The following is a 22166-nucleotide window of genomic DNA, read 5'->3' on the forward strand; positions in this document are numbered from 1 at the left end:
ATTGAACTTGGACAGGCGCTTGCTGCCCTTGCCGTCGAGTTCACGCACGTGCAGGTGCAGCACGGTGGCGCCGGCGTTGTAGCAGTCGACCGCCTTCTGGATCTGCTGGTCCATCGTGACCGCGATGTCCTCGGGGAAGTCGGAGGGCACCCACGACGGCGCGTAGGGCGCGGCCGTGATGATCAGGGGTTGCTGGTTCTCGGGGTAGAGCGAGCCGTCGAGGTAGTTCATGGTGTGTGTCTCGGTTTGGATAAGTGAGGTGTTGCGGGCGGTGGGCGAGGGTGGCCTCAGAAGGGCTTGTCGCCCACGATGGCCTCGGTCTCAGCAGTCGATTCGACTTTAGGGATCGCGACGCCCGGACGCTTCGCCAAGAGCGCCACGGATTTCGCTTTTCATGACAGCAGCCGGCCGACCCATGCGTCCGACACAGTCTTGTGCGATTCGCGGAACCCCCGCGTCAGGCGCAGAGCTTGAAAGTCGCGGCGACGCAATGGCGGTCGTCGCCAATGCACCTCGTCACCAGCGCGTAGCGACGGCCTGGCTCAGGAATTCGGCGATGCCTTCGCCATGAGGGTCGCGCCGATCGGATGGCCGGGTGAGATGTGCGGGCGGTGCGGACCACGAAGATGTCGCGAGAAGCCGCGCATACGAAAAGGCCCAGGCTCGCCCTCTCTGACAGGGGCTGGCACCAAAAGCGAAATGCATGTCGCCAATTGCGATACAGCCTTCGAGCGCCTGCGGGAGCATCGGCTGGTGGCGCCCTGACGGGTGCGCCAGGCTGCAGAAGCACTCCTGCGGGACAGCTTTTTCCAACCCTCTTTCAGAACAAGACCAATGACGCTGAGACCCTGGATTTCTTCGTACGGCGACGTGCGCGCGCAAATCAACGCCGATGCCTACGGCTCCATCGTGGAACTGCTCGAGCAGGCAATGGCGCGCTACAGCGACAAGACCGCCTTCCTGCATGAGCTGCACATCGGCGAGGGCGAGCGTGTCGGGAAGCTGGCCGTCATCGAGGCGATGAAGATGGACAACGTGCTGTTTGCCTCTCGGGACGGCGTGGTCGGCACGATCTCGGCGGACAAGGGCGAGTCGTTCGCGGTGGACCAGGTGATCCTGGAGTTTGCATGACCGGCACCCAACGTCCATTCAAGGTGCTGGGTGTCCAGCAGATCGCAATAGGGGGCCCCGACAAGCAGCGACTGCAGAAGCTCTGGGTACGCATGCTGGGGCTGGAGGTCACGGGCCGCTTCCGCAGCGAGCGCGAGAACGTCGACGAAGATATCTGCGCCATCGGCAGCGGTCCGTTCAAGGTCGAGGTCGACCTGATGCAGCCGCTGGACCCCGACAAGAAGCCCGCGGTGCACGCGACACCACTCAATCACATCGGTTTGTGGATCGACGATTTGCCGGTGGCCGTCGAATGGCTGACCGCGAAGGGCGTGCGATTCGCACCGGGCGGCATCCGCAAGGGCGCCGGGGGCTTCGACATCTGCTTCCTTCACCCGAAGGCGAATGCGGCGTTTCCGATCGCGGGCGAAGGAGTCCTGATCGAACTCGTGCAGGCGCCGCTGGAGGTGGTTGCTGCGTTCAACGCGCTGTCCCTTAGATCTCACGGGGTCAGCGACGGCGTTCGCGGATAGGACTCGCCAAGCCAGCTTGGCATGTTCTCGACCCGCGGCTGTTCAGGAAAGACCCATGCCCACTTCATCCATGCCCGGTCACGCGCGCCCCTTGGCGCACCGCACTTCCCTGCAAGCGGTCCTGTTGCTGGGCAGCATGGGCGTGCTGGCGTCCCTCTGGTCGGACATGCTGTTTCCCGCGATGGTGTCCATCCAGCAGGATCTGCAGGCCTCTGCCACCGCCGTACAGCAAACCGTTTCGCTGTTCTTTGTAGCCAATGCCTTCATGTGTCTGTGGCATGGCGTGATTTCCGACGCCTGGGGACGGCGCAAGCCGCTGCTCATCGGCCTGGTCGTGCTGGTGCTGACCTCGCTGCTGAGCTTGCTGGCCACCCGCATAGAGCACTTGTGGATCCTGCGCACGGTGCAGGGCCTGGTCGTAGGCCTGGGCCATGTCCTGTGCCGCGCTGTCATACGGGATCTGTACAGCGGCGAGGGCGCACAAAAGATGATTGCCCACACCAGCCTGCTTCAAACGGCCGGCCCCATCGTCTTGCCCATGCTCGGAGGCTGGCTGACGTGGATGTGGGGCTGGCGTGCGCTGTTTGCGTTCCTCGCCGCGGTGGGCATGGTGATGCTGCTGGTCTATGCGCGCAAGCTGCCCGAATCGCTGCCGCCGGAACGACGCCAAGCCGTGCGCCTGGGCAGCCTGTGGCGAAACTACCGCCTGGTGCTGGGCTCGCCCTGGTTCATGCGCCTGAGCGTGGCGCACGCCTGCAACTGGGCGGCCATGTACCTCTATGTGGCGGCGGGTCCCCGGCTCGTGACGCATCTGCTGGGGCGCCCGCCCACCGACGTCTACCTGGTCTTCACGCCGATGATGGTGGGGCTGATCGCCGGCTTCCTGTGCCTGCCGCGCGTGCTGCAACGCTGGGGCACGCGACACACCATGTACCTTGCCTACCTGGGATTTGCCTTCGTCAGCGTGCTCAACGCCGCCCTGTCCGCATTGGTGCCGCCCGGACTGATGCACTTGCTGCCGATCGCGGCCTACGCCTTCGCGGTCGCCCTGTCGATGCCGCTGCTCGTGGGCCATGCGCTGCATCCCTTTCCGCACAATGCCGGTCTGGCCGCGTCCTGCCAGCTGTTCCTGCAGTACAGCATGATGGCGGTGGTGGCCGGTCTGCTCGCACCTTTGCTGTGGGATTCGCTGTGGCACGTGGCCCTGGGCTGTGCCGTGCTGACCGGCATCGGCATGGCGTTGCTGCTGTGGCAGCGCTACGCCACCTGGAAGGCGCAAGGGGCGGCTGTTACCGCGGCCTGAATTTCTCCTCCATCCATCGGGTCTTCCTGGCGTGCTCAAACAACTGAGCATCATCGTCACTTAAGGGGCGAGCCAGACCAGATGGCAAGGGAAATTCCAGTCAACGTTCGACTTCAGCCAGCGAATTTTCCCTGAGGCCGGCCGATGTTTTCGCTTCATCCGGGGCATGAACTGACAAGCGTCAACGCGCGCGATCGCGACAGGCAGACAATTTTCCCCGCTGGCTCTTTCCCCGCCCAGCGTCAGGTGGGCCTCACCGCTTCTCGGGTTCTATCGCGAGCCCGACGCCTGGGATCTCAGAAGGGGGAATGACACCGATCCTGCGCTGACCGGGATCAGAAGGGAAACTCCATGAAGACGAAGATTCACACCCTGGTAGCCTCGTTTGTTGTCGCTTCCGCCGCCCTCATGGGCGCCGTGGGCACCGCAACAGCAGCCGATGAATGGTTCGTGCTGGGCGAACAGACGATCAAGTCCGCCGATCCCAGCGTGAACATCAAAAGCGCAGGAGGCCGATGGGACAAGGACGTCAAGCAAGTGAAGCTCTCTGCTGAGGGCGCTGATGTGCAGATCTCGCAGATCATCCTCAACTGGGACAACCGCAGAGACGACACATTGAAGGATGTCGGGGTCATGAAGGCAGGCGGACAAACCGCTGCCGCGGATGCGCCAGGACGCAAAGGGCGTCTTACCGGCGTGACGGTCAACTACAAGATTCTTGGTGACAAGCCAACAGCCACCCTCAAGGTCTGGGGGCTGGACTGAGCGCGCCGTGACCGCCGACACAGATCCTGCACCACGATTGCGACCTTGATCAAGCTCATCCAACGCACGGGCCGTCGGATCTGATAGCGCCGATACGGGCGCGTCAGCAGCGGCAGATTTCGGTCTGACCCCCGTTCAGCCTGGCCGTTTCCACCGGACGGTGGGGGCGGCTCGATGCTGCGGCCGTGTGGATGCCGAAGGGCCGGCATTGACACGTCGCGCCGGCCGCTATGCGCGTTTGATGCGGCGGACAATGAAGACGAGAACGACCGCACCCACGGTTGCGACGATGAGGCTTCCGACAAGGCCACCACCCAGCGACCGGAAGATGCTGAACAGAAAGCCCCCAAGGACCGCGCCAATGACGCCGGCGATGAGGTCACCGATGCGGCCGAAACCGCCGCCCTTGACAAAGGTCCCAGCCAGCCAACCGGCCACGAGGCCGATCACAAGAAACCAAAGAAAGCCCATGGCTACCTCCGATGTCTGGCCGAGACGACCATAAGTTCTGATCGTAGCCCGCTCCCGAAGCGAAAGCGAGAAGGCCAACGGGTCGCGGGCCGCTCGCCGCCACGATGATCGCGCAGTGCGGAGAAAGCGCCCTAGTTGCGGAACATGTCAAGAATCCGGTTGCGCTCGTCTGAAGACAGATCAGGCCTGGTTGACGGCTCCGCCTCGGCTGGCGTGGGTTCGGACATCCCGCCGGGGTAGCCGAGCCCGGTGCCCGGCGCGTAGTCGTCGTAGTACCACTCGCCGCCGACATGGACCACCCCTTCGGGCACCTGGAGTTCAGCCACGGGCACACCCTTGATCGCGGTCTCCATGAAGCTGATCCAGATCGGCAGGCTCAGGCTGCTGCCCGTCTCCTTGTCTCCCAGGCTGCGAGGCGTGTCGTACCCCATCCATGCGATCGCGGTCATCGTCGGCTGGAAGCCTGCGAACCAGGTATCGATCGAGTCGTTGGTCGTTCCCGTCTTGCCGTAGATGTCGTCGCGCTTGAACGCCTGATACGCCTTCGCGCCGGTACCGCCCCTGACCACGCTTTGCAGCAGCGTGTCCATGATGAAGGCATTGCGCTGCGGAATGACGCGCATCGTTTCGTTGAGCAGTGGTGGCTGCGGTTCGACCAATATCTTGTCCTTGTGGTCCGTGATGCGCGTGATCAGGTAAGGATTGACGCGATAGCCGCCATTGGCAAACACCGAGTAGGCCGTTGCCATTTGCATCGGCGTGACCGCACCGGCGCCTATCGCCATGGGCAGATAGGCCGGGTGCTTGTCGCGGTCGAAGCCGAAATTCGTGATCCAGTCCTGCGCGTAGCGGATACCGATCGATTGCGCGACGCGAAGCGTGACCATGTTGATGGACTTCATGAGCGCCGTGCGAAGCGGTACCGGTCCGGAGAAAGTGCCTCCATAGTTCTTCGGCGCCCATGGCTGACCGCCTGTCGTGGCTGCGTCGAAGTAGAGCGGGGCATCATTGACCACGGTGGCTGGCGTGAAGCCCTTTTCCAGAGCGGCTGAATAGATGAACGGCTTGAAACTCGAGCCTGGCTGACGCCACGCCTGCGTGACATGATTGAACTTGTTCCTGTTGAAATCGAAGCCGCCCACCATCGCCTTGATGGCGCCGTCACGCGGATCCATCGCGACGAATGCGCCCTCGACCTCGGGTAGCTGGGCAAGTCCCCACAAGTCTTTCGGCGTCTTCGCAAGGCGGACTATCGCTCCACGACGGATCATGATGTTGCGCGGAGCCTTGTCCGCCAAGCCCGACTGGGCAGGCCGCAGCCCGTCTCCGATGACGTGCAAGGCCTCGCCGTTCGCACGGACGGCCACGACCTCCTTGGCACTGGCTGTGAGCACCACTGCAGCGATCAGGTCGCCGTAGTCGGGGTGCGCTGCAAGCGCGTCGTCGATCGCGTCCGTGCGTGCCTTCGGATCGTCCGGCAGAGCCACGAATCCTTCGGGTCCACGGTAGGTCTGGCTTCGCTCGTAACCCATGATTCCGTCGCGCAATGCCTTGTAGGCGGCCGATTGGTCGTCCGCAGAAATCGAGGTGTAGACCTTGAGTCCCCGAGCGTAGGTGGCGTCGCCATACTGCGCATAGATCAACTGGCGCACGGCTTCGGCCACATATTCGGCATGCAGTCGAACGGGGTTTGGGGCATCGCGCAGATGAAGCTCCTCTTGTCTGGCCTGCGCTGCCTGCTCAGGCGTGATGAAGCCGTTCTCCTGCATTCGATCGATCACATAGAGCTGCCGTTCTCGAGCCCGTGCGGAATTGTTGACCGGGTTGTTGGCACCGGGCGCCTTGGGCAAACCCGCCAGCATCGCGGCTTGTGCGATCGAGATGTCCGTGAGCGGCTTGGCGAAATAGGCCTCCGAGGCCGCGGCGAAGCCGTACGCCCGCTTGCCCAGAAAGACCTGGTTCAGATAGATCTCGAAGATCTGATCCTTGGAGAGGAGTTGCTCCAGTTTGAAGGTGAGCAGGACCTCGTAGACCTTGCGGGTAATCGTTTTCTCCGAAGTCAGGTACGCGTTGCGTGCCACCTGCATCGTGATGGTGGAGGCGCCCTGGCTCTTGAGTCGGTTCAGATTTGCATACCCGGCGCGCACCATGCTTTTGAAGTCGACCCCATTGTGGTCATAGAAGCGCGCGTCTTCGGCGGCCAGCACTGCGTCCTTCATCAGCTTGGGAATTGTCGAGATCGGCGTGAATTCGCGGCGCTCCTCGCCAAATTCGCCAATCAGAATGCCTTCGGAGGAGAAGACCCGCAGCGGCAGTTTCGGTCGATAGTCCTGAAGCTCGGATATGTCCGGCAGGTTCGGGTAGGCGACCGCGAGTGCAGTCAAGACGACGAATGACACGCCCAGCGCCCCGGCCAGGATCAGCCCTGTGAACCAGAACACCACGCGCAGGAGCCAGGATCGCCAGGATCTTGAAACTGGCTTGTCGGCGTGTTCCGAAAAACGCGATCGGTCGGCCATGACAGCATGCAAAAAGGCTCGGTTGCCAAGTGTCGCTGAAATGCCACTGGCCGTATATCCCGAGCAAAGCGGCTTCAGCTCGGCATCCCGAGGCCAGTGGTCCTGCCGCCAGGGCAAGAGCTTGGCTCAGCGAGGCAAAGCCATGCCGATCGGGGAGCCGTGGAAGCCGCCGAGGCCCCGCAGTCAGCCCAGTGCGCAGGCGAGCGCTCAACGCTTCTCGATCAGGCAGGGAACAGCGGTCTCGAAGGCCGAAGTCGAAAGGTAGCGGCCACGCGGGAAGTATTCGCCCATGTCTTTCGCTTCGTCACCGGGCTTGCCGACGGCCTGCACCGAATGATTGAAGTTTCCGGTGCCGAGCATGTGGCGGAGTTGCAGGACCGTGACGTCGTCATCTCCCGAACCGTCGCCGTCGTCGGCCATGGGCAGCCACGCGATGCCGCACTGGGGGATGGCGTTGCGCGGACGATCCGCCTTGCGGCTCACGACCAGGGTGTAGAAGCCGTCCGGTCCGACTGGCAGGTTCTCGTCGTGCACGCATTCGTTGACGCGCGTGTTGGCAAATCCCTGGTTGGAGCAGAACGACCAGTAGCGCAAGTCGCCGTCGCCCATCCTGGCATCGCCACCCAACGTGTGCGGTGTGCTCGGCGCCTTGCCGCGCACGACCAGGACTTTGCCGAGCTTGCGATTGAGGATGGTGCGGATGTACTGGTTGTCGAGGTTGGGATAGAAGCCGCCCTCGCTGCGCGGTGCATTCGCCGCCGGCGCCTTGCCTGTGTAGATGCCGTAGAGTGCCTCGCGGTCGAGTTGTTGATACCAGGTCGGCGGGTTGGTCGCGGGAAACACCGGCGACTTCTTCGCTGCCGCGGACAGAAGCTCGTGATACTTGCCCATCGGCACGGCCATCGCGGCCGGATCCAATTGCAACTGCTGGCGCGTGCGCAAGGCCCCGCACGCCTCGGCGCCGCGCAGCACCCTGCCGTCCGCCATCGTCAGCACGGGGGTCGGCAGACCGGTGTTGCCGGTCTCGTCGGCGCCCTTGTCGCGAGCGTAGATGCGATAGAGCACCGTCTGCTGGCCAGGTGCCGAACCGTACTTCGGCGCGTGCAGCCGGTCGCGGTGCTGGCCTTGCAGATTCATGCCACTCTGCTGCCTGGCGTCGGGACGCCCGTCGACGATCTCCAGGCTGTAGTTGCGCTGCGTGGCCTGACGGTCGGCGCCAGACAGAAACGGGTTGGTCGAGCCGGCACTCGGCGCCACCAGATAGTCGGCCACCGACTCGATCGGGCGCCCCGCTTCGTCGTAGCTGATGAACGACATATAGCGCGAATGGGGGAAGCTGCCTTCGAGCGTGAGCCTTGCGTCGGCCGGTACGGTGAAGACGGCAGCCCAATAGAACGTTGCCGTGTCAGGGTAGGCAATGTTGATGTAGGGATCGCCGCTGGCCGGGCCACGGGCCCAGAAGCATGTGCGCGGACCGGGGATCGGGTCCTTGCCCTCGGCTGCCGATGCCAGGGCATCTGCAAGGAGCTTGTCCTGCGGAAGTATCTGTGCATCCGCCGGCGCGACGAATGCGGAAACTGTCAGGCAAGCCGCGGCCAGCCAGGACGAAATCGCATGGTGTTTCATTGAGGTCTCCGGTTCGAGGTGTCGCGCTGCGAAGATGCCGGGATGGCATTCCGATCGCGTGCCGGATGCTAGGATTTCAAGCGCCGCGGAATTGTCGGAATTCCGACCAAGAACAGGATTCGTCACACGTGGCTGACCGCAAATCCAGCGTCGACGTTGAAGTGCTGCTCAAGCGCACCGCGTTTTTTTGCGAATTGCCGCCTGAGGACTTCGCGCGGCTGCTGGCCGTTGCCAAGGTCGAGACCTTCGATACCCGCGTGCTGCTCAGTGCGGGTGGAACGCCGATGAGGTGGCTGCGCCTCGTGGTCCGCGGCTACATCGAGATCGTGGCTCGCCGGGCGTCCGGCGAAGAAGTGGCGCTGGCAGACATCGGACGCGGCGGCTGGGCGTCGTGGGCCGGCTGCTTCGTCGACGAGCCTTCGGACTACGACTTCTACTGTTCCGGCGACGCCTGCTTTGTCGCGCTGCCGACGGCCTCGGTGCGCGCCGCTGCGCAAGCGCATCCGGAGATCTATCGCCTGGTCATTGGCCAGATGGGGACGCGGTTGCGACAGTTGATGGAGTGGACGGCGGAATCAGTGATGCTGGGTCCCGAGCAACGGATGGGCAAGCTGATCCATCTGCTTGCACGCACGCATGGCATCGACACGAATTCGGGCACGCTGCCGGTCACGCAGGCGCGGCTTGCGAGCTTGGCGCGATGCTCCAGGCAGTCCGCCAACCTGCTGCTCAAGGCGCTGGAGCATCGCGGGCTGATCCGTACGGCATACGGGCGATTCGAAATCGACGACATGACGCGGCTCGCAGCCTTCATCCAGGCGGACCGCCAGGAGTGAGTTGGGTTACACCGAACTGCGCCCCGGAAGGATGTCCGAAGCCAATACCGCGACGCCAGCCAACCAGCGCTCCCGCCTTCACGCCATGCCATAGAAGCACGACCTGGACGCTCCTTCATGGACGACCGGTGCAAAAGCTGCTGCTGACGAAGCGCAGGCGAACTTCCGTCACGGCGATGCTGGTCACTATTGAACAGCAGCGCGCCAGGCGACGCCGGCGCGGCGAACATGTCTTCACCGGTCAGCCGTCGCTCGCCGTTGGAGGGTTCCACCATGACCAAGGCAGTTTGCATGTCGAGGCCGCTTTCAGCGTGGACACAGCCTGGCGCGGCCGGGGCTGGGGCACGCGCCTGATGGAGGCCGTGCAAGCACAGGCGCGCGCCGCAGGTGTCCAGCGCGTGCTGGGCATGTGTGCGGTACGTAACCTGCCCATGCGGCATGTGTTCGAACGGGCTGTCATGCAGCTCATACGCGAAGACGACGAGATGCACGCGCACCGCGAGCTGCCGTCCTTTTCCGTGGCGGCCTGACCGTCGTCGCAAGGCGTGGTGATCAACGCCGCATCGACTCAGCCTGGCGGACAGGATCAGGTCGCTGCACCCACCATGGCATTGACGAGTCGGTCCAGGCTTGACTCACCACTTCGGTGGCAACTTCCTGAGCAGCACGATGCGCTCGCGCGAGACTTCGATGTAGCCACCCTTGGCCAGGTCGGTCAGCAGGCGGTTGACCATCGCCTTCGAAGCGCCGACACGCTCGGCGATGCGCTGCTGGCTCAACGGCCCGGGCACCACGCGCAGGCCCTTGTCGTCGACCGCCAGGGCGTCGAAGAGCCCCACGAGCCGGCCGTAGACATCCACCGAAGCCAGGCGGCCCACGGTGCGCGTCAGGGTGCGCACGCGCTGCACCATGCGCTGGATCAACTGAAACGCAAGCTCAGGCCGCTGCGCCAGCACGCGCTCGGCGTCGGCCCGTGTCACGCGCGTCAGCCGAGCTCGGGTGGTCACCTGCACCGTGGCGGAGCGCCGTTCACCACTGAGCATCAGCTCGCCGAAGAGCTCGCCCGCATGCAGTGTGTTGAGTTCCACCACGCGCCCGCCGTCCCCGGCCACGAACGCACGCAGCTCGCCTTCGTGGATGAGATACATGCAGTCGGCAACGTCGCCCTGGGTCACCACCGAGGCACCGGGCTCCCAGGTACGCGTCTCGCCCAGTCGCGCCAGTTCGGCCAGGAAGTCGCCGGAATTCTCTGCCCTCGACCCTTCGGACATGCCTGCTCCTCGATTGTAAAAAATCATTTCTACGAACCCCGGAGAACCTATCATGCCTGCGATGAACGTACCTGCGCCTACCTTGCCATCCCAAGACACCGAGGCGCATCTGAAGGAAGCGCGCGCGTTGCAGCTGAGGCTGTCCCGCACGGCCTACAACTACGTTCGAAGCTACCCCAATCTCGAAGCGGTGCCGATGTGCGCGGGCGTGCCGCCTGGCGAGGAGTTCAGCGACGCCTACAACGCGCTGGTCGCTCGGACCAATGCGGAGATCGCCGAGAACTTCGCCGGGAACGTGCGCAGATTGGCAAAGCAGGAAATCGAAGAGGACATCAAAAAGCTCGTGGTCGACTCACTCTTCAATTCCGGGAAAGTCAACCTGGATTTGTTCCAGCTCGAGCAGGATGTTCAAAAGATGATCGAGGGCATCTTTGCAGCTGCCGCTGAGGCGGTCCAGGAAGGACCTACGGCGATTCTGAAGTCGACCTTGTTCGACATGATGCGGTTGGACTGCCTCCAGGCCAAGAAAGAAGATGACTACAAATCCCTGATCGACACGCTGCCCACCCCCCAGATGATGGCTGTCGATGACGAGGACTTGAAGCCCGGGGAAGTCAGGCAATGCGAGCAGGATTGGTTCTTCGGCTATCTCCAGGTGGCGGGCTTCAACACGACCAATTTGCGCCGCGTCGTGGACGGGGCGACGGACGGCAAGCTCCTGGCATGGAGCGACTTGAAGGCGAAGATGGAGATCTCCGATACGTTGCCTGTGCCGGGCCTGGGCGGCCTCACGCTGGCCAAGATGATCAGCGACAACAATCTCTACGCTTGCGACTACGCCGCGCTGATCGGCGACGGGAATCTGGAGCCCAAGGAGAGCTGCCTGCACGGCATGCACCGCTACCTGCCGTCGCCCATCGCCCTGTTCTACTGGAACAAATCACCCCCCGAGGGCTATCCGTCGAGCTACGGATCGGAGGAGGGCCAGGTCGGCGTGTTGCAGCCCATCGCGATCCAGTTAGGGCAGACCCGGGGCTCGGCCATCTTCAGCCCGGACGATGCTTTCGGTGCGAACGATGCCGGGCATCTGAAGTGGAAGATCGCCAAGTACTTCGTCAACGTGGCCTGCGCGATCCAGCACGAATCGGTCGCCCATCTCGGGGATTGCCACCTGATCATGGAGGCCGTCGCGATCGCCACGCATCGCCAGTTGGCGAAGACCCACCCGCTGTTCCAGCTGCTCGAGCCGCATCTGCGGTTCACGATCAGCATCAACGATGGTGCCTCTCACAATCTCATCGTCCCGGGCGGCGTGGTGGCCGCCAACGTCGGCGCCAACATCGACTGGACGCTGCAGATGGTCAACGACGCGCGCAAGGCCTGGCGCTGGGAGGAGAACAGCCCGGAGACGATCTTTTTCCTGCGCGGCACGGACAAGCTGGCGGCCTACCCGTTTCGCGACGACACGCTGCTGCTGTGGAAGGCCATCAAGGATTTCGTCACCGGCTACGTGGCGATCTACTACGTCGACGACGCCGCCGTCAGTTCCGACCCCGAACTCAAGGCCTGGGTGCGTGAACTCGGATCGCCGCAGTACGGCAATCTGCCGGGGTTTCCCGAGGCGCTGAACACCCGGGAGAAACTCGCCGAAGTCGTCGCGCAAATGATCTACACCGCAGGCCCCTTGCACGCGTCTGTCAACTACGGTCAATATCCCTTCGCGGGCTTCGCGCCCAGCGTGGCCGCGGCGATCTACAAGGCCGCGCCGACGCGCGAAGACTCGATCGACGCGATCGACAGGACAGACCCGGCCAAGACGGTGACGTGCCTTGACTGGCTCCCGCCGCTGGACGTTGCGCTGTACACCGTGTCGTTCGTGTACCTGCTCAGCAGCATTCAGTTCGACGTGCTGGGTCACTACGCGAGCAATCCGCAACACCCGCACTTCGCGGACCGCCACGCCCAGAAGGCCCTCGAGGCGTTTCAGGCCACGTTGGCGCAGGCCGAGGTCACGATCCGCCAGCGCAACCTCGAACGGCCGATTCCCTATCTGTTCCAGTTGCCGTCCAGGGTACCGAACAGCATCAGCATCTGAAAGGGTCAGGGTGGCCGAAGCCGACGCTGCTTCTGCCCGGCCTCCTGGCGCCGGCCGCGCGTCATGAGCCTGGCCTGCGGTTTGTCAGCGGGCCTCTGGCTGGCATCCCGGCGCCAGCATCTCGGTCGTCGCTTCAACGTCGATCACGCCCTGGCTGTGCATGGCGGCGTCTCCAGCGATCACCAGCGCGCGCCCGGCCTCGCCACCCATCCACTGCCCCTGCCTGCGCCGCGCGGCAGCGCCATACAGTTTCAATCCCGTGGCGTCGAAGGTCACCGTTGCAGCCTGCAGCAACTCTGTCGCCCGAGCTGGTTGCCGCTGTGCGCACGCCAGGCCAGCCTCGAGCACCGCGGCCCAACCGGGCACGTGGGGCAGGCGGGTCTTGTTCAACTGCCTGACAGTTGTTCTGGCGATCTCCAGGCTTTCGGCGACGTCCGTCGATCCTTGCCGCGCGGCAGCCAGTGCACAACCGGCCCGGTAGTAACTCATCAAACCGAACGCAGTCTTCATGCGCAAGAGTTGCGCCTTGTTGAGCGCCGACCACTGTTTCGCGACCAGCGAGACGCCTCGCGCCGGCTGGCCCTCGTAAAGCGCCAGGTTCACATCGGCCAGGAGGATCAGGTAGTCAGCCCATTGATAGATGCTTTGAACCTGATAGCTGGCCTTGGCCTGGGCGATCCGCCGCCCCCCGTCGGCAAGACCGCGGTGTGCCAGCAAGGCAGGCGCCGCAAAACCGACCACGCCGCAAGCCAGGTACTGGTCGCCCCGTCGCAAGGCGTTCTCGACAATGCCAGGCGCCGTGGTCGAGGCCTGGGCATAGTCGCCGAGATGATTCGCCGCATTCATGCAGTAGAGATGGGTGCCGGCCAACTCGAACGGCACCTCCTTGCATTGAGAGCCCAACCACTCCAGGGCGTCTTGCAGTACCGGCTGGGCTTCGGCAAAGCGACCTTCGTGGGCCAGCACGCAGCCGCGAATCTGGCGCACCCACCCCGTCAATTCGTTCTGCGACACCTCGCTGGCCAAACCCTCTGCCTGCAGCATGAGCGGGTCGGTCTTGGCCCGCGTGCCCGGGCCATCGAGGCTGACCATGTAGGCCTCCATGGTCAGGGCCCGCGCAGCATGCGCGCGTGAGCCCGTGTTCAGGGCCAGCCGGGCATAGCGGGCCGCCATGTCGACCATCACGAATGCATTGTTGCCGACCGAGCCCTGGACCACCGACCACATCGCGCCCAGCCGGGCTTGATCGCCGGGGCCGGGTGTTGCGGTCGGGTTGATCTTCAGCCCCCTGCACATCAGCAGGAAGCGTGAAGCCAGCGCAGCGACGATCGCTGCCCGTGGCGAGCGCGGCATGGACAGCCCGATGGCGGAAAGCACCTCGCCCAACAGGACTCGCGCCTCGTCGGTAAAACCACTGGTGCTGAGCAAATGCGCCGCTGCGCGCTTGTGTTCGAGCGCTTCCCGCGGCGGAGCACCGATGCTCGCAGCGCGATAGACCTCTGCGGCCTCGCGGCTGTTGCCCATCGACGCCAGCATCGCGGCGAGCTTGAGTTGCACTTGCCGGAACCGCCCAGGGTCGCCAACGATGAGGTCCAGGCACTGTCGATACTGGCGGGAAGCGAACTCGAACGCCAGCGCGGCTGCAGAAACATCGCCCGCCTTCTCGTAGTAGACGCTGGCACGCTGGTCGTCCCCGGCGCCATGAAAGTGCAACGCCAGGTGCTCCGGCTTCGAGTCCTCATGCGAGGACAACGCTTCGGCCAGGCGGGCGTGGATGCCGCGCAGGGCGTCAGGGGTCAAGGCGTCGGCCACGGACTCGCGAATCTTGTCGTGATAGCACTCCAGCACGCGACTGTGCGCACTGACTCTTGCGGTACGCGCGAGCCGCTCGAACAACAGGGCGTCGAGGGCTTCATGGTCCGCATCGGCGGCGTCCACGGCCAACTGTGCTGCCATCGGGCGCCCGGCCACTGCCAGCACGTTCAGCACATCGCGCGCTTTCGCGGGCAGCAGGCTGACGTGCCTGTCCACGGTCTGGCTCAGCGTGAGCGCGGTCGGGCCGGTGCCCGTCAGCCGGGCCGACCGCGCCTGGCGAACCAGTTCGCCGACGAAGAAAGGGCTGCCCCGGCCCTCGGCCGCGATCAACTCGGAGCTTGAGGTGCTGGCAGAGCCGAGCAACCGCTGCGCCAACAGCACCGAAACGGCCGGCGGCAGCGGGCCCACGTACAGGGAGCGGCACTCGACCCGCGGACTTCTGGCCGCAATCTCCAGCATCTGCTGCAAGAGCGCGTTGTCCTTGGCGCCTTCGCTGCGGTGCGTCGCCACCCAGAGGAACGGCGTCGGTTCGGGTTGGCTCAGCAGGTAATCGAAGACGACGATCGAATCGCTGTCGGTCCACTGCAAGTCGTCCACGAAGATGACCAAGGGCCGCCGGTCGCGCATGCGACCGAGCAGTTCGCTGAGCGCGGCAAACGCGCGCAGCCGCAGTTCCTGGAGATCGGGGATGAGCCTCCTCGGCCCCCGGGCCACCGCGTCGACACGCTCGAGCACGGGGAAGAGACGGGCCAGGGCGTACATCTCGCGCGGCATCAGATCGCCGGCTTCTTCGCGCGTCAGCCCATGCAGGTGGCTGCTGAGTTCGTCCATCACCGAATCGAAGGCCTTGAAAGGCACGCTTTCGCGGTCGTAGCAGCGGCCTTCGAGCGTGACCGAGCCTCCACGGGCGCTCACCTGGTCGAGGAACGCATGCAGCAGGGCGCTCTTGCCCATGCCCGAGTCGCCGCTGACGAACATCACGACCGGATGGCCGGCCAGCATGGATGCATGGGCAGCGTGCAGTGCAGCCATTTCGCTCTCGCGTCCGAGCAGGATGTCGGCCTGGGGCGCCACGCCGGTCGGCGCCGGTTGTGCAGGTTCGGATGAAAGCAAAGGGGCCATGGGGGGCACGCGGCCCTGCGCGTCATGTGCGTCATGTGCGTCCTGGCCGTCTGGCGCGTCCGCCCGGCCCAGGGCTGCCTGCACCCAGGCCGCATCAGGCCGCGCTGCGGGGTCGCGCTGCAGCAGCGCATCGCACAGCGCGGCAAGGTCGTGCGGCGCGTCCGCACACAAGCTGTGCACGCGGGGTGCGGCCTGGTGCCGTTTGAGTTCGAGCACGTCATCGACCGGCCCTTCAAACGGCAACCTGCCGGTCAGGGCAATGAACAACATCGAGCCGATCGCGTACAGGTCGCTGGCGGTCGTCGGAGCCAGATTTGGCGCGCTGGAGGTCTGCTCGGGTGCCAGGTAGCCGGGTGTGCCGCTGAACCCGACTTCGACCGCCGGGCGCCCGGCGGCGCTGGCACGCCAGTCCACGACCAACCCGAAGTCCAGGACCACGACGCGCCCGTCCTTCTCGACGAGGACGTTCGACGACTTCAGGTCCCGGTGCAGCATGCCGGCGTGGTGGATTGCCATCACGCCCTGCAACAACTGCTTCAGGGCGGCGCGCAACCGTTGCTCATCGAGCTGCCCGTCGGGACGCACCCAGTCGTTGAAGTGCTTGCCCTCGACGAGCTCCATGCTGAAGAACCAGCCCTCGTCGCTGAACAACTCGTGCAGGCGGCACAGGTTCGGGTGGTGGATGTCGGCCAGCGACCGGAACTCGTTCTTCAGCCGGTACACACTGCCCGGGTCGAGCCAACTCAGGGTCTTGATCGCGACGGCGCTTCGCCGGAGGTCGTCATGGGCTTCGAATACCACCCCCATGCCACCCTCGCCAATCTGGCGCAGGATGCTGAACCTGCCATCCAGCACGCTGGTTCCAGGCAACGGTCGAAAGCCCGAACCCGGAGACTGCGCCCCGGGGACCGGTGCAGCGCGCTGAAGCATGTCCAGAAACGATCCGCCGCTGCCCTCGACCGTGACATCGAGTCGGGCCGGTCCAACTTCTTTTTGAGACATGACGCCCTCGCGACCACCATCAAGTGCTTAAATCATTATCAATGATCATCAAGACATTCTGTGACCATTGTCGTGGCTTTGTTGCAAACGCATCTCCGTCAGGCTCCCTTCAGGCTGTGTCGTGCGCCTGATCCTGGAAGCCACTGCCGCAGGGGCCGTCAGGCGCCTGGACTTCAGCACCGCTGAACCCGTGGCGATCGGGCGCGCGCCCGGCTGCCAGATCCAGATCGACGCCGACCAGGGCAGCGTGTCCCGGCTGCACACCCAACTCGTACCGACCGGACAGGGCTGGGTGGTGGAAGATCACAGCAAGGTCGGAACCCTCGTGAATGGCATGAAGCTCGGGCATGGACAGCGTTGTGCGTTGCGCATGGATGACGAGTTGCGCGTCGGACCGCTGCGCCTGCGGGTGCTCGAACTCGGGGGCCAGATCGAGCAGACGCTGGTCACCAAGCTCACGTTGACCGCGGTCGATCTTGCGACGCTGGACCCGCAATTGATCCTGAAATCGGCGCTCGAACTGCCCCGTCTGTTCGGTGAGGCGCACGCCGAAGGCGAGGTGCTGCAGAAGGCTTGCGCCTTTCTGGTGCAGGTGCTTTCGCCCGCCGTCAGCTCGGCCTATGTCGTGCAGGCGCATCCGGAAAACATCGAGTCGTCGCGCATGCTCGCAACGTGCTCGCTGAATGGCGAACGCGCCCCGGTGCTCAGCCGCAGGGTCATCAGCGGCGCGCTCCAGCTTGACGGTTCGGTGGCTTTCTTCAACCACGCCACCTCGACCGGAATCGATGCCACCGTGCACGACACGACGCGGACGGTCGGGGCCTGCCTGGTCGAGCGCAGCGCCGCCGGCGAACCCATCGTGCTCTATGTCGTCGGCGAGCGAACCTTGCCGAACAACAACACCGACATCGCTGCCGGCTACCTCAGCCTGGTGAGCACACTCACGCGCCAGCACCTGGTGGCCCAGAGGCAGGCGCATCTGAGGCAGTACTTTTCGCCCAAGGTCGTCGATTTGCTGATGCGCCCCGGCGGACGCTCCAGTGCCGAGGGCGACCCCCGCATCATGGAGGCCACCAGCCTGATCTTCGATCTTCGGGGTTTCTGCCTTTCCACCGAGGCGGCGGCGACAGACCTGCTTCGATGGCAGAAGGAACTGCGAAGCATGATGGACATCGTCTCGCGGGAAGTCTTTGCGCACGAAGGAACGGTGATCGACTACCAGGGCGATGGCTGCTTCGCCGCCTGGGGAGTGCCGTTCGAGCAACCCGGCCAGGCGCAACTGGCCGTCGACTGTGCGCTGCGGATTCTCGAGCAATTGAAGACGGCGCCCTTGCAGTCCTTGTCGTCATCGACCGGACCGGTGTGTGGCATCGCCATTGCCAAGGGGCAGGTGCTGGCCGGTTCGATGACATCGAGCCGGCATTTCAAGTACGGCTTGCTGGGCACTTCGGTGAACTGTGCGGCCCGTGTGGAGGCGCTCACCAAACCGGGCCGGCTCGACGCGCCGCTGCTCGTCACCGAAGAGGTGGCCAGGCTCCTGGACGTGACACGCACACCGTTTGTCCGGGCAGCCCGCGTGGCCCTGGCAGGCATGGAGACCCTCGTCAATGTCTACGAGTTGCTCGATCCCGCACGAAGCCTGTCGTCGGCCGGCGATGCAGCACGCTGGGAGGCCCTTTTATGCATGCTCGAAAGGGTGCGCCAGGTGTCGGATCTGCAAGAGCTCCAGGCGGCGATCGGCACGCCCGCGTGGGCAGACGATCCCCGCGTGCGCTGGCTGCAGGCACAGTGCAGCCAGTTGGAAGATCCGGAGCAGCTATCCCGCTGGGACGGCGTCGTACGCTACGAAAAGTAGCGCAGCTGTCAGAGGAGTGCCAACTTCCCGCGCGCCACGCGATTGGTGGTGCTCCTTGCCGCTGGTTCTTCCAGCGCTGCCGTGCGCGCGTCCGGGCCTGATCTGACGCTTGGCTGACTCGGCGAGGCTTGCCGCGGGTGCGGGCAGCCGGCGGCCATCTGCTTGATATGCGTCGTCTCACAACGACGCCAGGGCCCGTCGGTCAGTATTGAACGTGGGTGCACCGGGCAGCTCAGTCGCCACGACCATTCCTTCAACGCGCAGCCGCCGCTGACCGTTGAAGGAGCCCACGATGAAGTCCCTGCTCGCCTTTGCAGACCGCCTCGGCCCGGCGTCGCTGTTCGACGGCCCCTTGATCGGGTTGCATCGACGTTGCGCCTTCTCGACGGCATGCGTCGAAGCCCATCGGCTGCGTATGGCTCTGTTCTTGCTGGCTGGCCTGTTGGCATTTGGCCCGGTGCATGCGGATGGGGAATGCCGTCCGCTCAAGCAAGCTATCCGGGGCACGTCGCAAGCCGGCTATACCGGCTTGTTCTATGCGAACGAGATCGCCAGCGACGCCGGCGACTCCGATGGGGTCTCGACGCGCAGCGCGCTGAATCCGCGCGTGCGCTTCGAGCTCGAGGCGATGGCCGCGATGTCCCTGGACGCCGGGGGGATGGCCGAGGAGGCGATGGACAGCGGCGCCATCGAGTCCGGCGAACGGGAACGATTCGTCGCGCAACTCCGGCAACGCGTGCGGGCGGGGCTGCTGCGTGAGCACGCCGTTGCATCGTGGCTCGTGCTGCTGGTCAATCCGACGACCCGGAGTGGCGTGCTGCTGGCGCGCAAATACGAGTTTCCCCATGACGGGGTCGACGGCGTCATGAATGGCGCGGAGCTGGTCTGCGTGCGCGAACGGTTCGAGGAGGTCACGTTCTGGTCGAACGAACAACCCTCGATACCGTCGCTTCTGAATGGACCCGAGCGTCCGGACTGCGGATTCGCCCTGCGTGCGCGCGTCGGCTGCGCGGGTCTCGGCCACCAGCTTGCACTTGCCGAGTCGCAAGGCGAATCGGTCTTCGTGACAGCGCGCGGCACAAAGGTGCTGTGGGTCTACACGCTCAATTCGCACACGGGAAAGGGCCGGATGCTCCGCGTCCGCCCGGAGGGCACGGCGCTTCTCGACACCTGGCTCTTCAGTGCGGAGGGCATCCAGTGAGTCGCCGCGCCCGCGACCACAGCAGTGGATCGAAAGCCTGGTCATGATCTTCGCGGCATTGGGGTTTCATCCACGCGCGTGGTTCGCCGCGCCGCTGGTGCTGGCGCTGTTTGCGGTGCTGACGCTGACCACTTCCAATCAATGGCAGGTGCTTGCGCTGCCCCAGGTCTTCACCGATATAGAAACGGCGCTGCCGCCGGCCGGTCAGGTCGCCGAGGCGCGCGAGGCGTCTCTCCGGCGCGTCGATGCGGGCATGGTCGCGCGATCCGACCGTCGCTCCGCCGAGTGATTCCCCGGAAGGCCCGCAGATGATCGATCTTGGCGCTCGATACTGGTCCACCAGCGCAAAGAGAAGCTCACTGGTGTACAGGTTGACGTTGGCAGGTTGTACGGTTTTGGCAGTCGCCCTGAGCAGTTCCGCGGTGTACGTAGGTGTGGCGAAGCGGCCGGCTTCGCGCGAGAGAGGCGCTGCGACCGTTGTTTCTGCGGATTCCTCCGCGCGTCGTACCCACGCGCACGTGAAAACACGCTGCCCCCTGATCGGTGACGAGACCCCAGTCGGCATTCAGGGCCAGGGACGCACCGACTGCGATCTTGGTCAGCGCCGCTGACCGGCTCGGCCGGGCCCGGAATACGAGTCTGAGGGCAAGGGTCAGTTCCGGCGTGTTGCCGACGCCCATCCAGGAACCCGCCCAGGTCGGCTTTCTGAAGGCGCCGTCGCTCTTGCTCAAAAAGCGACCGGCCCCGACCAGTCTCGATCGGTAGTAGCCCGCAGACGCGCGACGGACCGTTGATGGCAGTGCGGCGAGAAGTGCCGGCACTGACGGTTCGAGATCAAGTTCATGGCGGCGTGCAGTGGCCGGCGGCCGACGACATTCGCTGCGGGCGCCGGACGGTCTCGCCGGCTCAGCGCATCACTGGACTGGAATCAGCTTGCAGCCCGTCTTGCCTTGCAGTTCGTCGAAGCTCACGCCCGGCGCCATCTCGACCACCTTCAGGCCTTCGGGCGTCACGTCCATCACGCCCAGGTCGGTGATGATGCGGTTGACCACGCCCACGCCGGTCAGCGGCAGGGTGCAGGCATCGAGGATCTTCAGGTCGGTGGTGCCGTCCTTCTTCTTCGCGACGTGTTCCATGAGGATGATCACGCGCTTGACGCCGGCCACCAGGTCCATCGCGCCGCCCATGCCCTTGACCATCTTGCCGGGGATCATCCAGTTGGCCAGGTCGCCCTTGGCGCTGACCTGCATCGCGCCCAGGATGCTGAGGTTGATCTTGCCGCCGCGGATCATCGCGAAGCTGTCATGGCTGCCGAAGATCGCGCTGCCGGGCAGCGTGGTCACGGTCTGCTTGCCGGCATTGATGAGGTCGGCGTCGACCTGGTCCTCGGTCGGGAACGGGCCGATGCCCAGCATGCCGTTCTCGCTCTGCAGCCAGACTTCCTTGTCGCCGACGAAGTTCGCGACCAGGGTCGGGATGCCGATGCCGAGGTTGACGTAGAAGCCGTCTTCGAGTTCCTGCGCCGCACGTGCGGCCATTTGGTCTTGGGTCCAGGGCATGTCAGTCTCCTTTGTTGCTGGTCACGGTGCGCTTCTCGATGCGCTTCTCGGGCGTGGCGTTGAGCACGATCCGGTGCACATAGATGCCTGGCAGGTGGATGTCGTCCGGTGCCAGCTCGCCCACTTCGACGATCTTCTCGACCTCGACGATGCAGACCTTGCCGGCCATTGCGGCAGCCGGATTGAAGTTGCGCGCCGTCAGGCGGAAGCGCAGGTTGCCGGACTTGTCAGCCACGTCCGCCTTGACCAGGGCCACGTCGGGCACCAGCGAGCGTTCCATGACGTAGGTCTCGCCGTCGAACTCGCGCAGCTCCTTGCCTTCTGCCACTTGCGTGCCGACACCGGTCTTGGTGAAGAAGGCCGGGATGCCGGCGCCGCCCGCGCGCAGCTTTTCAGCGAGCGTGCCCTGCGGCGTGAATTCCAGCTCCAGTTCGCCCGCGAGGTACTGGCGCTCGAACTCCTTGTTCTCGCCGACGTAGCTCGCGACCATCTTCTTGATCTGCCGTGTCTCCAGCAGCTTGCCGAGGCCGAAGCCGTCGATGCCCGCGTTGTTGGAGATGCAGGTCAGGTCCTTGACGCCCGAATCGTGCAGCGCATCGATCAGCGCTTCGGGAATGCCGCAGACGCCGAAGCCGCCGACAGCGAGGGATTGGCCGTCGGCCACGATGCCCTTGAGCGCCGCATCGGCGGAGGGATAGATCTTGTTTGCCATGTTGTCTTTGCAGTGGATGGTTGGCAGTCCGGCGCTTAGCGGCGAATCGCAGCGAGGGCCGTGCGGCAGAGATCGCGGTGCGCCGAGGCGAACAGGCCGCGCAATCCCACGACGTAGGCATCCCGGGTGCCCGGGATGTCCCGGTCCGGGAAACCTTCGGGCTCCCATTCGGGACCGTAGGGGGCGCTGGTGACGACGGGCTTGGGCTGGTTGTCGGGGAAGATGGAACCGTTGGGGAACTTCATGGTGGCGTGTCTCTGATTTGAAATGGATGAAGGGGCGCAGGCGGCAGGCGGGGGCGACTTCAGAAGGGCGTGTCGCCCACGATGGCGGCGCGGTCCATCTTTCGATGGCAGGGCGCGTAGTCCATC

General features: G+C 64.6%; 18 protein-coding genes and 1 pseudogene. 10 read left to right on the forward strand and 9 right to left on the reverse strand.

Annotated elements, in window-relative coordinates; all coding sequences use genetic code 11:
- Nucleotides 1-231: 3-keto-5-aminohexanoate cleavage protein (locus tag HB681_RS36420; protein WP_213959775.1), on the reverse strand; the 231-nt coding region annotated here is incomplete at its 3' end.
- 729 nt (nucleotides 232-960) lie between these two features.
- Here HB681_RS36420 and HB681_RS38580 point away from each other — a divergent pair.
- The 4 genes and pseudogenes from HB681_RS38580 to HB681_RS36440 form a co-directional block, all read left to right on the forward strand.
- Nucleotides 961-1131, forward strand: a pseudogene (locus tag HB681_RS38580) (biotin/lipoyl-containing protein); the annotation flags it as partial.
- Complete coding sequence (locus HB681_RS36430) at nucleotides 1128-1643, forward strand: VOC family protein (RefSeq protein WP_213959777.1); 516 nt, start codon at nucleotides 1128-1130, stop codon at nucleotides 1641-1643. The pseudogene HB681_RS38580 and the gene HB681_RS36430, both read left to right, overlap by 4 nt.
- A 55-nt stretch (nucleotides 1644-1698) precedes the next feature.
- Nucleotides 1699-2946 carry a multidrug effflux MFS transporter gene (locus HB681_RS36435; protein WP_213959778.1) on the forward strand — a complete coding sequence of 416 codons (1248 nt, stop codon included), beginning with the start codon at nucleotides 1699-1701 and terminating at the stop codon, nucleotides 2944-2946.
- 351 nt (nucleotides 2947-3297) lie between these two features.
- A complete protein-coding gene (locus HB681_RS36440; RefSeq protein ID WP_213959779.1) occupies nucleotides 3298-3711 on the forward strand; it encodes a hypothetical protein in 414 nt (137 codons plus the stop codon).
- Between the two features lie 228 nt (nucleotides 3712-3939).
- On the opposite strand, the gene HB681_RS36445 is transcribed toward HB681_RS36440, so the two are convergent.
- The 3 genes from HB681_RS36445 to HB681_RS36455 all read right to left on the reverse strand — a co-directional run bounded on the left by HB681_RS36445 (nucleotide 3940) and on the right by HB681_RS36455 (nucleotide 8327).
- Nucleotides 3940-4182: a GlsB/YeaQ/YmgE family stress response membrane protein gene (locus tag HB681_RS36445; RefSeq protein ID WP_213959780.1), complete on the reverse strand. Its 243-nt coding sequence runs from the start codon at nucleotides 4180-4182 to the stop codon at nucleotides 3940-3942.
- A 131-nt stretch (nucleotides 4183-4313) separates the two neighbouring features.
- Nucleotides 4314-6701: a penicillin-binding protein 1A gene (locus HB681_RS36450; protein ID WP_213959781.1), complete on the reverse strand. Its 2388-nt coding sequence runs from the start codon at nucleotides 6699-6701 to the stop codon at nucleotides 4314-4316.
- Nucleotides 6702-6908: 207 nt separating this feature from the next.
- Nucleotides 6909-8327, reverse strand: a complete 1419-nt coding sequence (locus HB681_RS36455) for a hypothetical protein (protein ID WP_213959782.1) — start codon at nucleotides 8325-8327, stop codon at nucleotides 6909-6911.
- Between the two features lie 128 nt (nucleotides 8328-8455).
- Here HB681_RS36455 and HB681_RS38875 point away from each other — a divergent pair, with 128 nt between their 5' ends.
- Both HB681_RS38875 and HB681_RS36465 read left to right on the forward strand, forming a co-directional pair.
- Nucleotides 8456-9163: a Crp/Fnr family transcriptional regulator gene (locus HB681_RS38875; RefSeq protein WP_213959783.1), complete on the forward strand. Its 708-nt coding sequence runs from the start codon at nucleotides 8456-8458 to the stop codon at nucleotides 9161-9163.
- A gap of 128 nt (nucleotides 9164-9291) precedes the next feature.
- Nucleotides 9292-9693 (forward strand): GNAT family N-acetyltransferase, encoded by a 402-nt coding sequence (locus HB681_RS36465; RefSeq protein WP_213959784.1) that lies wholly within the window; start codon nucleotides 9292-9294, stop codon nucleotides 9691-9693.
- Nucleotides 9694-9798: 105 nt separating this feature from the next.
- Here HB681_RS36465 and HB681_RS36470 read toward each other — a convergent pair whose 3' ends face one another.
- Complete coding sequence (locus HB681_RS36470) at nucleotides 9799-10434, reverse strand: Crp/Fnr family transcriptional regulator (protein ID WP_213959785.1); 636 nt, start codon at nucleotides 10432-10434, stop codon at nucleotides 9799-9801.
- Between the two features lie 61 nt (nucleotides 10435-10495).
- On the opposite strand from HB681_RS36470, the gene HB681_RS36475 reads away from it, so the two are divergent.
- Nucleotides 10496-12529, forward strand: coding sequence for a lipoxygenase family protein (locus tag HB681_RS36475; RefSeq protein WP_213959786.1), 2034 nt, complete (start codon nucleotides 10496-10498; stop codon nucleotides 12527-12529).
- 84 nt (nucleotides 12530-12613) lie between these two features.
- Here HB681_RS36475 and HB681_RS36480 read toward each other — a convergent pair whose 3' ends face one another.
- Nucleotides 12614-16321: a serine/threonine-protein kinase gene (locus HB681_RS36480; protein WP_213959787.1), complete on the reverse strand. Its 3708-nt coding sequence runs from the start codon at nucleotides 16319-16321 to the stop codon at nucleotides 12614-12616.
- 268 nt (nucleotides 16322-16589) lie between these two features.
- On the opposite strand from HB681_RS36480, the gene HB681_RS36485 reads away from it, so the two are divergent.
- The 3 genes from HB681_RS36485 (at nucleotide 16590) to HB681_RS36495 (ending at nucleotide 19813) form a co-directional block, all read left to right on the forward strand.
- Nucleotides 16590-18323, forward strand: coding sequence for an adenylate/guanylate cyclase domain-containing protein (locus tag HB681_RS36485; RefSeq protein ID WP_213959788.1), 1734 nt, complete (start codon nucleotides 16590-16592; stop codon nucleotides 18321-18323).
- A 292-nt stretch (nucleotides 18324-18615) separates the two neighbouring features.
- Nucleotides 18616-19524 carry a hypothetical protein gene (locus tag HB681_RS36490; protein WP_213959789.1) on the forward strand — a complete coding sequence of 303 codons (909 nt, stop codon included), beginning with the start codon at nucleotides 18616-18618 and terminating at the stop codon, nucleotides 19522-19524.
- Nucleotides 19525-19567: 43 nt separating this feature from the next.
- Nucleotides 19568-19813 carry a hypothetical protein gene (locus HB681_RS36495; protein WP_213959790.1) on the forward strand — a complete coding sequence of 82 codons (246 nt, stop codon included), beginning with the start codon at nucleotides 19568-19570 and terminating at the stop codon, nucleotides 19811-19813.
- 625 nt (nucleotides 19814-20438) lie between these two features.
- Here the strand turns inward: HB681_RS36495 and HB681_RS36500 are convergent.
- The 3 genes from HB681_RS36500 to HB681_RS36510 are packed head-to-tail and all read right to left on the reverse strand — an operon-like array spanning nucleotide 20439 to nucleotide 22040.
- On the reverse strand, nucleotides 20439-21083 hold the full coding sequence (locus HB681_RS36500) for a 3-oxoacid CoA-transferase subunit B (protein WP_213959791.1): 645 nt from the start codon (nucleotides 21081-21083) through the stop codon (nucleotides 20439-20441).
- Nucleotide 21084: 1 nt separating this feature from the next.
- Nucleotides 21085-21795 (reverse strand): CoA transferase subunit A, encoded by a 711-nt coding sequence (locus HB681_RS36505; protein WP_213959792.1) that lies wholly within the window; start codon nucleotides 21793-21795, stop codon nucleotides 21085-21087.
- A gap of 35 nt (nucleotides 21796-21830) precedes the next feature.
- The gene (locus tag HB681_RS36510) at nucleotides 21831-22040 is read right to left on the reverse strand and encodes a hypothetical protein (RefSeq protein ID WP_213959793.1); all 210 of its coding nucleotides are present in this window, start codon (nucleotides 22038-22040) and stop codon (nucleotides 21831-21833) included.
- Nucleotides 22041-22166 lie beyond the last annotated feature (126 nt).

This window comes from Variovorax sp. dw_954 (assembly GCF_018449755.1).
In the GTDB taxonomy this organism is placed as follows: Bacteria; Pseudomonadota; Gammaproteobacteria; order Burkholderiales; family Burkholderiaceae_C; genus Variovorax.